The sequence below is a fragment of the uncultured Microbacterium sp. genome (genome assembly GCF_947489255.1).
In the GTDB taxonomy this organism is placed as follows: domain Bacteria; phylum Actinomycetota; class Actinomycetes; order Actinomycetales; family Microbacteriaceae; genus Microbacterium; species Microbacterium phycohabitans.
Genome location: NZ_CANLCY010000002.1, coordinates 536,042 through 549,171, shown reverse-complemented (window position 1 = coordinate 549,171; position 13,130 = coordinate 536,042). Strand labels below are relative to the sequence as shown.

General features: G+C 71.9%; 13 protein-coding genes. 3 read left to right on the top strand and 10 right to left on the bottom strand.

The genetic code is table 11. The features are described from left to right. Positions 1–120 precede the first annotated feature (120 nt). From nusB to Q0818_RS06560, 4 genes are all read right to left on the bottom strand, one after another. Positions 121–531: a transcription antitermination factor NusB gene (nusB, locus tag Q0818_RS06575; RefSeq protein WP_298872920.1), complete on the bottom strand. Its 411-nt coding sequence runs from the start codon at positions 529–531 to the stop codon at positions 121–123. Between the two features lie 18 nt (positions 532–549). Continuing rightward, entirely contained in the window at positions 550–1,110 is a 561-nt protein-coding gene (gene efp / locus Q0818_RS06570) for an elongation factor P (RefSeq protein WP_298872919.1), read from the bottom strand. A gap of 72 nt (positions 1,111–1,182) precedes the next feature. Beyond that, on the bottom strand, positions 1,183–1,641 hold the full coding sequence (locus Q0818_RS06565) for a type II 3-dehydroquinate dehydratase (protein ID WP_298872918.1): 459 nt from the start codon (positions 1,639–1,641) through the stop codon (positions 1,183–1,185). A gap of 13 nt (positions 1,642–1,654) precedes the next feature. Beyond that, on the bottom strand, positions 1,655–3,460 hold the full coding sequence (locus Q0818_RS06560; protein ID WP_298872917.1) for a sugar phosphate isomerase/epimerase and 4-hydroxyphenylpyruvate domain-containing protein: 1,806 nt from the start codon (positions 3,458–3,460) through the stop codon (positions 1,655–1,657). A gap of 63 nt (positions 3,461–3,523) precedes the next feature. Here Q0818_RS06560 and Q0818_RS06555 point away from each other — a divergent pair, with 63 nt between their 5' ends. The 3 genes from Q0818_RS06555 to Q0818_RS06545 all read left to right on the top strand — a co-directional run bounded on the left by Q0818_RS06555 (position 3,524) and on the right by Q0818_RS06545 (position 6,707). Continuing rightward, positions 3,524–4,156 (top strand): TetR/AcrR family transcriptional regulator, encoded by a 633-nt coding sequence (locus Q0818_RS06555; protein WP_298872916.1) that lies wholly within the window; start codon positions 3,524–3,526, stop codon positions 4,154–4,156. Positions 4,157–4,466: 310 nt separating this feature from the next. Next, on the top strand, positions 4,467–5,372 hold the full coding sequence (locus Q0818_RS06550; RefSeq protein ID WP_298872914.1) for a shikimate dehydrogenase: 906 nt from the start codon (positions 4,467–4,469) through the stop codon (positions 5,370–5,372). A gap of 15 nt (positions 5,373–5,387) precedes the next feature. Beyond that, positions 5,388–6,707 carry an MFS transporter gene (locus Q0818_RS06545; protein WP_298872912.1) on the top strand — a complete coding sequence of 440 codons (1,320 nt, stop codon included), beginning with the start codon at positions 5,388–5,390 and terminating at the stop codon, positions 6,705–6,707. Positions 6,708–7,057: 350 nt separating this feature from the next. On the opposite strand, the gene Q0818_RS06540 is transcribed toward Q0818_RS06545, so the two are convergent. From Q0818_RS06540 to mltG, 6 genes are all read right to left on the bottom strand, one after another. Next, positions 7,058–7,633: a GNAT family N-acetyltransferase gene (locus Q0818_RS06540; RefSeq protein ID WP_298872910.1), complete on the bottom strand. Its 576-nt coding sequence runs from the start codon at positions 7,631–7,633 to the stop codon at positions 7,058–7,060. Further along, positions 7,626–8,702, bottom strand: a complete 1,077-nt coding sequence (aroB, locus tag Q0818_RS06535) for a 3-dehydroquinate synthase (protein ID WP_298872908.1) — start codon at positions 8,700–8,702, stop codon at positions 7,626–7,628. The genes Q0818_RS06540 and aroB overlap by 8 nt, the downstream gene beginning before the upstream one ends. Then, entirely contained in the window at positions 8,699–9,187 is a 489-nt protein-coding gene (locus tag Q0818_RS06530; RefSeq protein ID WP_298873154.1) for a shikimate kinase, read from the bottom strand. Before Q0818_RS06530 ends, aroB begins: the two co-directional genes overlap by 4 nt. Positions 9,188–9,269: 82 nt before the next feature. Continuing rightward, positions 9,270–10,496: a chorismate synthase gene (gene aroC / locus Q0818_RS06525; protein WP_298872906.1), complete on the bottom strand. Its 1,227-nt coding sequence runs from the start codon at positions 10,494–10,496 to the stop codon at positions 9,270–9,272. 4 nt (positions 10,497–10,500) lie between these two features. Then, positions 10,501–11,337: a shikimate dehydrogenase gene (locus Q0818_RS06520; RefSeq protein WP_298872903.1), complete on the bottom strand. Its 837-nt coding sequence runs from the start codon at positions 11,335–11,337 to the stop codon at positions 10,501–10,503. Continuing rightward, on the bottom strand, positions 11,331–13,130 hold the full coding sequence (gene mltG, locus Q0818_RS06515; protein ID WP_298872901.1) for an endolytic transglycosylase MltG: 1,800 nt from the start codon (positions 13,128–13,130) through the stop codon (positions 11,331–11,333). The genes Q0818_RS06520 and mltG overlap by 7 nt, the downstream gene beginning before the upstream one ends.

The following is a 13,130-nucleotide window of genomic DNA, read 5'->3' as shown; positions in this document are numbered from 1 at the left end:
TCCTCTCCCCGACCCCCGACATCGCCCGGCGCGCTGCGGACCGCCGCGGTCCCCGGAAACGCCGCGACGCGACCTCCGACGCTCTGTCGGGGCCGCGTCGGAGCACGTCGGGCGGCGTGATCAGGACGAGCGCGCGATCCGCGCCAGCACGCCGTGCACGAACGAACCGGAGTCGTCGGTGGAGAACTCCTTCGCCAACTCGACGGCCTCATCGATCGCGACGGCCGTCGGCACCTCGTCGTTGTAGAGGATCTCCCACGTGCCGATGCGCAGGAGCGCGCGGTCGACGGCGGGCATGCGCTGCAGCGACCAGTCCTTGGCGAAGGTGGTGATCTGCTCGTCGATCGCGTCGCGGTTGTCGATCACGCCGTCGACGATGTCGCGGGCGTACAGCCACGAGGCCTGACGGTCGGGCTCGGAGGCCGCACGCTTCGCTTCGGTGGCGAGCATGACGGGCAGTTCCTCACCGCGCACGTCGGCCTGGAACAGGATGTCGAGGGCGCGCTTGCGCGCCTTGGTACGAGCACTCATTCTGTCGGGATCGAGACGTCAGCTGATACGGCCGAGGTACTCGCCGGTGCGAGTGTCGACCTTGATCTTGGTGCCGGTCTCGAGGAACAGCGGAACCTGCATCTCGTAGCCGGTCTCGACGGTGGCGGGCTTGGTGCCGGCCGACGAGCGGTCGCCCTGCAGGCCCGGCTCGGTGTAGGTGACCTCGAGGATGACCGACGGCGGGAGCTCGATGTAGAGCGGGTTGCCGTTGTTCAGCGCGATCTGCACCTGCTGGTTCTCGAGCAGGAAGTTCGCCGCGTCGCCGACGGTCGCCGCGCCCACGGTGATCTGGTCGTAGTCGGCGACGTCCATGAAGACGAAGCCCTCGCCGTCGTTGTAGAGGTAGGTGAAGTCGCGACGGTCGACGTTCTCGACGTCGACCTTGGCGCCGGCGTTGAACGTGCGGTCGACGACCTTGCCGCTCATGACGTTCTTGAGCTTGGTGCGGACGAACGCCCCGCCCTTGCCGGGCTTGACGTGCTGGAACTCCACGACGCTCCAGAGCTGACCGTCGATGTTCAGGACGACGCCGTTCTTGATGTCTGCGGTGGATGCCATGAGTGCCGATATTCCGTTTCGTGAGTCGAAGTGGGCGAGAGCCCGACGTCAGAGTCTACGTGATCCGCACCCTCAGCCGTCGGCGCGGCCCGAGACGACCTCCACGAGCAGGTCGACGGCTCGCGCGTACCCCGGCACGCCCTCGCCGATCACGTGCACCGCCGCGACCGCTTCGATGTACGAGAAGTGCCGGAACGCCTCGCGCTCCTTGATGTTCGAGATGTGCACCTCGGCGACCGGGAGGTCGACGGATGCCAGGGCGTCGCGCAGCGCGACCGAGGTGTGCGTGAGTCCCCCGGCGTTGATGACGATGCCCGCGCAGTCGAGCCGGGCGGCGTGGATCGCGTCGATGAGGACGCCCTCGTGGTTGCTCTGGACGGCCCGGACCTCGAGGCCGTGGCGCTCGGCGGCCGCGGTCGTGACCCGCTCGACGTCGGCAAGGGTGTCGCGGCCGTAGATCTCGGGCTGGCGGGTGCCGAGCAGGTTCAGGTTGGGGCCGTTGACGAGCAGCAGTCGGCGGGGCGTGGTCATGTCCGGCACGCTATCAGCGGCGCCCCTGCGCGCTGAGGCGCACGGGCGCCGTGCCCGCGCCGTACCCGGCGTACGAGCCCCCGCGCTCGACGAACTCGAGGAACACCTCGCCGATCGTGCGCGTGTAGAAGTGCAGGTAGGTGCCCGCGGCATCCTGGTCGTATCCGAGGTGCAGCTCGCGCAGCTCGGCGACGGCCTCGGCGGGCAGGTCGAAGCGGGCCGCGATGTCGTCGTAGTAGTTGCCGGGCATCGCCAGCGGCACGAAACCCCGTTCTCGGGCGGCGCGGGCGAGCGCGCGGACGTCGGCGCAGCGGAAGGCGACGTGCTGGGGCAGCGCGGCCCTCTCCCCCGCCAGGATCGGGGGCGCGACGTTCAGCGGCAGCCGCACCTCTCCGCCGGGCGAGCCGAGCACGCGGCTCGCGACGAGTCCCTGGGGGCCGGGGACCTCGGTGCTGCTGTCGACGCGGAGGGCGAAGCCCGCCGTATAGAACAGCGTGGCCTCCTCGATCGCCTGCCACGGCTGCGACAGGCTGACATGATCGACGCCCTCGATCGCGGTGGGGGCCTCGGGTCCGCCGTGCTCGAACTCGGCCACCCAGCCGGGTTCTCCCTCGTCGGCGGCCTGCGCCCAGTACACCTCGGTGCCGTCGGGGGCCACGGCACCGTCGAGGCGCTCCTCGGTCGCGTACGTGCGGCGGTAGGCGCGCGGCACGTGCAGCTCGAGCATGCGCAGATCGACGGCCTCGGCGTCGTCGACCTCCAGTCCGATCGCGGCCAGGCGCGGCTCCCACCCCCGGGCGTGCTGCTCGTTGAGCACGACGCGCGCGCGACCGGCCGTCCACAGCGTCACCGGCTTGGTGCGGTGCCGACCCCGCGGGGTGAAGCCGAGCTGCCCGAGCAGCTCCTCGACCGCGGAGGTGTCCTCGGCCTTGATCTCGACGAAGTCGACCGCCGACGGCGCGGCGGAGTCGGGGAGCATCTGCAGATCGCCCGGGGCGTCGGTGAGCGTTCGCGAGACCGCATCCTCGAGCCAGCGCAGCGAGCGCCGCGCGTGACGGGCGGTGCGCCGGGCATCGGTCTGGCGGAAGGTGTCGTTGAAGACCTCGAGCGACCACGGGCCGGAGTACCCGGCATCCACGATCCGCGCCGTGAAGTCGGCGAGGTCGAAGTCGCCCTCGCCGGGGAAGAGACGGTGGTGCCGGCTCCACGACAGCACGTCCATGCTGAGGCGCGGGGCGTCGGCGAGCTGGACGAAGAAGATCTTCTCGCCCGGGATGTCGGCGATCGCGGCGGGATCGTGTCCGCGCGAGAGGATGTGGAACGAGTCGAGGCACACCCCCACCGCCGGGTGGTCGGCGAGCTCGACGACGCGCCACGCGCGACGGTAGTCGTCGATGAAGCGTCCCCAGGCGAGGGCTTCGAACGCGATCCGGATGCCGTAGCCCGCGGCCAGGTCTCCGAGGCGCCGCAGCTGGTCGGCGCTCACCGCGTCGTCGTCGACCGTGGCCGTGGCGACGTTGCTGCAGCAGAGCACGAGGTCGATGCCGAGCCGGTTCATCAGACGGAACTTCGCCTCGGCGCGCCGGAGGACCGCTTGGAAGGCGTCCTCGTCGACGCCTTCGACGTCGCGCATCGGCTGGTAGAGGTCGAGGGTGAGTCCGAGACGGGCGGCCAGGGCGGCGATCTCCTCGGGGCTCTCGGGAGCAGCGAGCAGGTCGGGTTCGAAGATCTCGACGCCGTCGAATCCCGCCTCGGCGCACGCGTGGAGCTTGTCGGCCAGGGTGCCGCTGATGCAGACGGTCGCCATCGAGGTCTTCATGGCGGCTGAATGTACCAGTTAGTACAAAGCGGGTCCACCCCGCGCGTCCAGTAGGTTGGGCCCATGGCCGAGGCACGTCGAGACGCCGAACGCACGCGTTCCGAACTGCTGGCGGTGGCCACCGAGGTCTTCGCCGAAGACGGGTTCTCGGGCGCCCGGGTCGACGAGATCGCCGCGCGCACGCGCACGACCAAGCGGATGATCTATTACTACTTCGGCGGCAAAGAGGGCCTCTACCGGGCCGTGCTCGAAGAGGCCTACCGCGGCATCCGCGAGGCCGAGCGCGCGATCGACGTCGACCACGCCGACCCCGTGGACGCCATCCGCGCCCTCGCCGAGCTGACTTTCGACCATCACGTGGGCCACGATGCGTTCATCCGCCTCGTCGCGATCGAGAACATCCACCGCGGGGCGTTCATCCGGCAGATCGAGGGGCTGCGGACCCAGTCTCAGCCCGCGAAGGGGCTGCTCGACGAGATCCTGGAGCGCGGGCGTGCGGCCGGGATCTTCCGCGCCGACGTGGATGCCATCGACGTGCACCTCGTGATCAGCTCGTACTGCGTGTTCCAGGTCGCCAACCAGTACACGTTCGGCCACCTGTTCGACGTCGACCTCGCCTCCCCCGACCGCCGGTCGCACCTCCGCGCGGTGATCGGCGACGTGGTCGTCGGCTGGCTCACCGCGCCCGCGCGCTGACTCCCCGCGGCCGGCATCGGCGCGACGGATCGGGCTGCGGCATCCGCGCTCGCGCGCCCGTCCGCGCCGTGGCCCCGGCATCCGTCGAGTGTCCGAGACACGCCGACTGGGGACTCTCGCGTGCGGCGTGTCCTGGACACTCGATGGGTGGGAACGTCCCGCACGCGGGGTGGGCCGACGCCGCGTTGCGCGAGTGCGGCCGTGGTGGCGCGACACCCGGAATCCGTCGTTGACACGAGCAGGCGAGCGTGGTTTCCTCTGAACGTACCGGTTAGTACATTGACCGGTGTCGCGGAGACGAAGGAGTACCGTGAACGACTCGCACCCCTACCTCGTGGGCCTCATCGGCACGGGTGTGCTCCCCTCGCTGACGCCGCCGATGCACATGGCCGAAGCCCGCGCCCTCGGTCTCGCCTACGTCTACCGTCCGCTCGACCTCACCGCGCTCGGCATCGACCCCGCCCGCATCGGCGAGGTGCTCGCGTGGGCCGAACGCCTCGGATACGACGCCGTCAACGTCACCCACCCCTGCAAGCAGAGCGTCCTGGCCCACCTCGATCGCATCGACCCCGTCGCCGCCGCTCTCGGAGCGGTCAACACGGTGCTGTTCACCCCGACCGGGCGCGTGGGCCACAACACCGACACCACCGGTTTCGCCGCGGCCTTCACCGACGGACTCCCGGATGCCGAGACCCGGCACGTGGTCCAGCTCGGCGCGGGCGGGGCGGGCTCCGCCGTCGCCGACGCGCTGCTGCGCCTCGGCACCGCCCGCCTGAGCATCGTCGACCTCGACGCCGCTCGCGCCCGGGCGTTGGCCGACGACCTGGCGGCACGGCATCCGCTCGCCCTCGTCGACACCGCAGCGCCGGCCGATCTCGCCGCCGTGCTCGCGACGGCCGACGGCCTCGTGCACTGCACGCCGGTCGGCATGGCGGAGCACCCCGGGCTCCCCCTCGACGCCGGCCTGCTGCGCCCCGAGCTGTGGGTCGCCGACATCGTCTACCGCCCCCTCGACACCGAACTCCTCGTCGCCGCGCGCGAGCGCGGCTGCCGCACCCTCAGCGGCGGACGCATGGCGGTCCACCAGGCCGTCGATGCGTTCGCCCTCATCACCGGGACGCGACCCGATCCCGACCGCATGACCGCCCATTTCCTCGACCTCGTCACGTCCGACGGAGCCCTCGACCGACCCGTCGACCCGGCTCTCGCCCGCTAAAAGGAGCACTCGTCCATGACCACCCCCGCAACGACGCGGAAGACTCCCGTGAAGGCGGCCACCGCCAGCTTCATGGGCAGCGCCGTGGAGTACTACGACTTCTTCCTGTTCGGCTCTGCCGCGGCCCTCATCTTCCCGACGGTCTTCTTCCCGTCGGGCGATCAGGCGGCCCTGGTGATGTCGTTCGCCACCTTCGGTTTCGCCTACATCGCCCGTCCCGTCGGCGCCGTCATCCTCGGCCACTTCGGCGACCGCATCGGACGCCAGAAGGTGCTGATGTTCACGCTGGTGCTGATGGGCCTGTCGACGTTCATCATCGGCTGCCTCCCCGGCTTCGCGCAGATCGGCTGGTTCGCTCCCGCCCTCCTCGTGCTGTGCCGTCTCGCCCAGGGCCTGTCGGCCGCGGGTGAGCAGGCCGGAGCCTCGTCGCTCACGCTCGAGCATGCCCCCGACGGACGTCGTTCGTTCTTCACCTCGTGGACCCTGACCGGAACGCAAGGCGGTCAGATCCTCGCCGCCTTGATCTTCATCCCCGTCGTCGCCCTGCCCGATGAGATCAAGTTCTCGTGGGGATGGCGCGTGCCGTTCTGGCTCAGCGCCGTGGTCGTCGTCGTGGCGTTCTTCATCCGCCGGAGCCTGCACGAGACGCCCGAGTTCGAGCAGGCGAAGGCCACCGGACAGATCGCCCGGATGCCGTTGCTCCCGCTGCTGAAGAACCATTGGCGCGACGTGCTGCGCGTGATCTGCTGCGCGTTCATCGCCGCGGTGTCGACCGTGTTCGGCACGCTCGCGATCGCCTACGGCAAGGAGCAGGGCCTCGCCGCGAGCGTCACCCTGTGGCTCGTCGTGGTCGCGAACGTCGTCGCGCTCTTCACCCAGCCGTTGTTCGGCAAGCTCGCCGACCGCATCGGCCGCAAGCCCGTCTTCATCTACGGTGCGCTGTCGTCGGCGGCCTTCATGCCGTTCTACATGCTGTCGATGGGCGCCGGGAACGACCTCGTCACCTTCGGCCTCGCCATCCTCACCTTCTCGTGCGGATACGCCGCCGCGAACGCCGTGTGGCCCTCGTTCTACGGCGAGATGTTCAGCACCCGCGTCCGCTTCTCGGGCATGGCGATCGGCACCCAGCTCGGCTTCCTCATGGCCGGATTCGCCCCGAGCATCGTCGCGGCCCTCGGCGGCGGCGCGGCCGGCGGATGGGTCGTGATCAGCGTCTTCACCGCCGTGATCGCCGTCATCGCCTCGGTGAGCGCGCTGACCGCTCGCGAGACGAAGGACGTCCCCACCGACCAGCTCGGCCTCGCCGCCGAGCGCCGGGTGCCCGTCTCGGTCTGACCGGCGTCAGCGAGCCCCGTCTTCTCCGGAAGGCGGGGCTCCCGCGCGTCGTCGCGCGGCGGCGGATGGGCCCGTGCACATCGGCAGGAATCTCGCGGGACACGCCGTGTCGTCCCGTCCGGGGCCGGCGTGTCGGGAACGCGCCCCGCCGTCGGGAACGCGCCCCGCCGTCGTGCTCGCCGGCATCCGCTCCTGCCCAGCCGCCCGGCGCATCCCGCTGGTCCGGGCACGACGGCGGGAGACCCGCGCACACGCTCCGCTGCGGCATCCAGAGTCGGCGCGTCGGCGAATCGCTCCGCCGTCGTGCTCGTCCACCCGGGGTGAGGGTGGGCCGCCGGGTCGAAACGGCGTCAGAGCGCGCGCAGCGAGCGGCTCATCGCGCGCTCGGCGCCGATGGGCCCCGTGAAGGTCTCCCCCGTCGCCACGAAGCCGGCGCGCCGGTACACCGCCTGCGCCCGGACGTTGTCGACGTGGACGTCGAGCGAGAGCGTCTCGAAGCCCCGAGCGGCGCACCAGCGCGCCGCGGCGTCGAGAAGCGCGTCGATCGCTCCGCGTCCGCGGTGGGCCGGGTCGACGTAGACGCCGACGACGTCGGCGCGGTCGGTCGTCGACCGCCGTCCGGTGTGGTCGAGGTCACCCGCGCGCCGCACGAGCACGGTGCACGTGCCGATCCACTCCTCACCGCGCTCCGCGATGAACATCGCCGCGGACTCCCCGTCGGCGCCGCCCGCCGCGCGTTCGTCCCAGAACGGCTGGTCGCGCTCGAGCTCCTGCTCGTACGTGGTGAGGAAGGCGATGGATGCCGCGGGGTCGCTCACGGCGCGCAGACGCAGCTCGCGCACCCGGGCGCCTTCCCCGGCGCGCACGCGCCGCACGGTCGCGCCGCCGGCCCGCCCCTCCGTCACGAGGCGCTCCGGGTCACGCACCGACCTCCTGGTAGGCCGCGAACAGCAGCGACTCGTCGGGCGCCTGCAGCACGGTCGGGCGGGCGAGGTCGTCGAGCACGATGAAGCGCAGCATGCTGCCGCGGCTCTTCTTGTCGCGCTGCATCGTGGCCTTCAGCGTCTGGAAAGCGCCGGCGCGGTACGTCGTGGGCAGGCCGAGCGACTCGAGCACGGTGCGGTGGCGCTGCGCGACGTCGTCCGACAGGCGCCCGGCGAGGCGCGACAGCTCGGCGGCGAACACCATGCCCACCGAGATCGCGGCGCCGTGACGCCAGCGGTAGCGCTCGGCGTGCTCGATGGCGTGGCCGAGCGTGTGCCCGTAGTTCAGCACCTCGCGAAGACCCGCCTCGCGCAGGTCTTCGCCCACGACACGTGCCTTCATGTCGATCGCGAGCTCGACGCACCGACGGAACGCGTCGCCCTTCGGGTCGACGATCCCCGTGGGGTCGGCCTCGATGAGGTCGAGGATCTCCGGATGCCAGATGAAGCCCGCCTTCACCACCTCGGCGAAGCCCGCGGTGGCCTCGTTCTTCGACAGCGTGTCGAGCAGGTCGAGATCGCACACCACGGCGACCGGGGGCCAGAAGGCGCCGACGAGGTTCTTGCCCTCGGCGGTGTTGATGCCGGTCTTGCCGCCCACCGCGGCATCCACCATCCCCAGCACGGTCGTCGGCACCTGCACGAGCGCGACGCCGCGCAGCCAGGTGGCCGCGACGAAGCCCGCGAGGTCGGTGACCGCTCCCCCACCGAAGCCGACCACGACATCGGTGCGCGTGAAGTCGGCCTGGCCCATGACCTGCCAGCAGAACGCCGCCACTTCGACGCGCTTGCCCTGCTCGGCGTCGGGGATCTCGGCCAGCAGCACCTGACGGTCGCCCACCAGCTGCGCGCGCAGGGCCTCGGCCTGTGCGGCGAGGGTGGGCGGGTGCACCACGAGCACCTTCCGCGCGGCGGCGGGCAGCTTCTCGCCCAGCGTGGTCAGCAGGCCCCGGCCGATGGTGATGTCGTAGCCGGGGTCGCCGGCGACGCTGATCGTGGTGGTGTCGCTCATGATCTCTCCTGGGCCGGAACGCTCTGCGCCCAGGCCACGATGTCGTCGACGACGCGGGACAGGGGCCCCGACGACGTGTCGATGGTGATGTCGGCGGCGGCCTCGTAGACGGGGCGCCGCTCTTCGTAGATGCGCCGCCAGCGCTCGGCCGGGTCTTCTCCGCCGAGCAGGGGCCGTTCGTCGCCGTGGATGCGGGATGCCACCACGTGCGGCGCGACCGTCAGCAGCACGACGCGATGCGCGGTGAGGCGTTCCCGGGTCGAGGGGTCGAGCACGGCTCCCCCGCCGAGCGCGACGACGCCCCCGCGGCCGAGCGCCTCGACGACCGCGTCGCGCTCGAGGGCGCGGAAGTGCGCTTCGCCGTGGGCGAGGAACAGATCGCGGATCGGCCCGTGGTCGCGTACGACGAGCTTGTCGGTGTCGGTGAAGGCCGTGCCCAGGGCGCGCGCGACGCGGCGCCCGACACTGGTCTTGCCCGCGCCCATCGGACCGATGAGCACCACGGCCGATCCGGCCCCGGTCACCGCTGCGCGGTCGTCCGGGCCGGCAGCGCCGGAGGGCGCCTGCTCAGGCGAGGTCATGCGCGAGAAGCGCGGCGTCCGACGCGTCGGTCGTGCGCAGGGTCTCGGGCAGGTTGGCGAGGTACGACTCGAGGTTGCGGCGCGTCTCGGCGACGTTGTCGCCTCCGAACTTCTCGAGCACGGCGTCCGCGAGGGTCACCGCGACCATGGCCTCGGCGACGACGCCCGATGCGGGGACGGCGCACACGTCGGAGCGCTGGTGGTGCGCGGCGGCGGTGTCGCCGGTGGCGACATCGACCGTGCGCAGGGCCTTGGGAATCGTCGCGATCGGCTTCATGCCGGCGCGCACGCGCAGCACGGTGCCGGTCGACATGCCGCCCTCGGTGCCACCGGCGCGGTCGGACGAGCGGGTGATGCCGTCTTCGGTGGCGAAGAGCTCGTCGTGCGCCTGCGAGCCGCGGCGGGTCGTGGTGAGGAAGCCGTCGCCGACCTCGACGCCCTTGATCGCCTGGATGCTCATGAGGGCCTGGGCGAGCTTGGCATCCAATCGACGATCCCACTGCACGTGCGAGCCGAGCCCCGGCGGCAGGCCGTAGGCGAGGACCTCGACGATCCCGCCGAGCGTGTCGCCCGCCTTCTTGGCGTCGTCGACCTCGGCGACCATCGCCGCGCTCGTCTCGGCGTGGAAGCACCGCAGCGGATCGGCGTCGAGACGGTCGACGTCGTCGGGGGTGGGCAGCTCGGCGTCGTCGGGAACCCGCACGGGCCCGATCGACAGCGTGTGGCTGACCAGACGGATGCCGAGCTCGCTCAGGAACGAGCGGGCCACCGCGCCCAGCGCCACGCGAGCCGCGGTCTCCCGCGCGGAGGCCCGCTCGAGGATGGGCCGGGCCTCGTCGAAGCCGTACTTCTGCATGCCGACGAGGTCGGCGTGCCCGGGGCGCGGGCGGGTGAGCGCGGCACCGCGTCCGCGCGAGCGGTCGGAGAGCTCGACGGGCTCGGGGCTCATCACCTCGGTCCACTTCGGCCACTCGGTGTTGCCGATGCGCAGAGCGATCGGGCTCCCGATCGTGAAGCCGTGCACGATGCCCGTCGACAGGGTCAGTTCGTCTTCCTCGAACTTCATGCGCGACCCGCGGCCGTACCCGAGTCGGCGGCGCGCCAGTTCGGCGCGGATCTGGGCCGAGGAGACGGGGACGCCGGCCGGCATCCCCTCCATGAGGGCGATCAGTTCGGGGCCGTGGGACTCGCCGGCGGTGAAGACGCGAAGCATTCGTCTAGTCTCCCATGAGCGCGATGCGCATTGCGGCCAGCACCTCGTCCTCGTGGACGAGGGGCCGAGCGGGGTCGCCTGCGACGAACACGCGCACCTGCAGCAGCGCCTGGTGGAGCAGCATCGCGAGCCCGTCGTGCGCGGCCACCCCCGCACGCTCCCACTCCCGCGCGAGGGGCGTGGGCCAGCCGCCGTAAACGACGTCGACGAGGGGTCCGGACGTGGATGCCAACGGCCCGGCGAGAGCGCCGAGGTCGGTGCCCCCGGGCAGGGCGGCGATCGTCGCATCGACCGAGACGGGATCGGGCGCGTCGAGCGCGGCGATCCGCACCGCGACGCCCAGGAGCGCGCCGAGCTCGGCGAGAGGGGCAGCGGCGTCGGGGCGCCGTGCCCGCACCTCCACCTCGACCGCCCCGGCGCGCACTGCCGAGACGACGGCCGAGGTCGCCGTCGCGCCCGCACCGAGCACGCGCACGCGCTCGGGTCGACGCACGCCGACCTCGTCGAGGGCGCGGGCGAGCCCGCCCACGTCGGTGTTGAAGCCCCGGGGGCCTTCCTCGGTCAGCAGGTAGGTGTTGACGGCGCCCGTCAGGCGCGCGTCGTCGTCGAGGCTGATCGCGCGCTCCGCGGCGACGTGCTTGAGCGGCATCGTCAGCGACAACCCGCGCCAGGCGGCATCCAGCCCCTCGATCTCGGTCGCGAACGTGTCGTCGTCCACGCGCCGACGCCCGTACTCCCAGTCGAGCCCGAGCACGCCGTAGGCGGCGGCGTGCAGCCGGGGCGACCGCGAGTGCGCGATCGGGTCGCCCCAGACGGCCAGCCGTGTCGCGCCGGTCAGCATCCGCCGTCGGGATTGTCGCGACACCACGCGCGGAACTGGTCCACGGCCTTGAGCTGGTCGGCGTAGGTGGTGGAGAACACCGTCTCACCCGTGGCGAGGTTGACGGTGGTGAAGTAGTACCACGGGCCGTCCACCGGCTTCATGGCCGCATCGATCGCGAGGTCGCCGGGGTTGGCGATGGGGCCGATCGGCAGACCCGGACGGATGTAGGTGTTCCACGGGTTGTCGCTGGTGAGGGCGTTCTCGGACGACGACGAGGAACCGGCATCCAGCTCCCCCGCGCCGTACTGGGCGGTCGAGTCCATCTGCAGCAGACCATGGGTCTCGGTGTTGTCGGGCTGCAGGCGGTTCTCGATGACGCGAGAGACCTTGTAGAAGTCCTCGCTGCTGCGCGCCTCGCGTTCGATGATCGAGGCGACGATGAGGATGCGCTCGCGATCGGTCTCCGGGACTCCCGCGGCGTCGAGCGACTGGATGGTGCGCTGCACCATGCGCTCGATGACCTGCTGCGCGGTGACCCCCTCGTCGAAGTCGTACGTCGCCGGGAAGATCCAGCCCTCGAGCGTGGAGGCCGGCACGCCGTACGCCGAGGGATCGGCGACGGCCGCGTCGAGGTCGGCGCGCGGGAGACCGAGCTGCTCCGCGATGACGTCGAGCGACTGCGTCAGGGTGAGACCCTCGCGCAGCTGCACGGAGTAGTTCAGTCGGCTCGCGGGGTCGCGGAGCGCGGCGAGGACCGCCTCCGACGTCATCTGCTGCTGCAGCTTGTAGACGCCGGGCTGGAAGGTGAAGGCGACGGAGTTGTCGACCATGTACTTGTACAGCGAGTTCGAGGCCTTCGTGACCCCGGCCTCGAACAGCTTCGGCGAGACGGACTCCCCCGTGTCGCCCGAGACGATGGTGATGCGGGCCTCGCCCTTGGCCTGGCCCGCCTCGTAGTCGAGGGGCTCGCCGTTGCCCAGGAATGCTTGGATGCGATCGCCGTAGGTGTTCCACACGACCGCGCCGCCCGCGGCGAGACCGCCGAGGAGAACGAGCACCACCGCGAGGGCGATCCACCCTCCGATGCGACGACGCTTCTTGGGCGGTCGCGGGGCGCTCTGGCCGATCTCGTGGGTCGTGGTCTGACCGGTGAAGAGGTCTTCGAGCGACCCGGACGGGATGCCGCCGCCGGCAGGTGCCGTGCGTCCGGCCGTGCCGACCCCGGCGCCGACGAGCGCCGGCTCCGCGTCGCGCGGGGCGTCGGCGGACGCCGAGGGACGACGCGCACCGTCCGCTGTGGTCGACGGTGCTCCCGTACGGCCGGGTCCGGGCGCGGCCTCTCCCCCGTCGCGCAGGGCGCCGGAGGATGCCGGGGCGGATGCCGTGACTCCGGCGTCGGCGGAGCGAGGGGCCGGGGCGGGCTCGGGGGCGCGGGCCGCGGGCTCGGCGGCACGGGGCGCCGGAGTCGGCTCCGCAGCGCGCGGAGCGGGCTCGGCGGCGCGCGGCGCGGGCGCGGAATCCGCAGCACGGGTCGGTTCCGGCATCCCGTTCCCGGCGGTCTCGCCCGGTGCGCGGCGGGCGACGTCGAACCGGGGCGCCGGGGTGGCGGCACCGTTCGCGGCCGGAGCTTCGGCGGCGGGGTTCGTGTCGGTGGGACCGGTCTGCGCGCGTCGCGCCTCGCGAGCGGCGCGCCGGGACGGCGGAGCGGCGTCCGCGGAACCGTCGGCCGAGCGCGCACCGGTGCGCGGGTCGGGGAGGCGGCTGTAGAGGTCCGCGAACGGATCGCTCCCGGGGGGCTGGTTCTCGGGCAT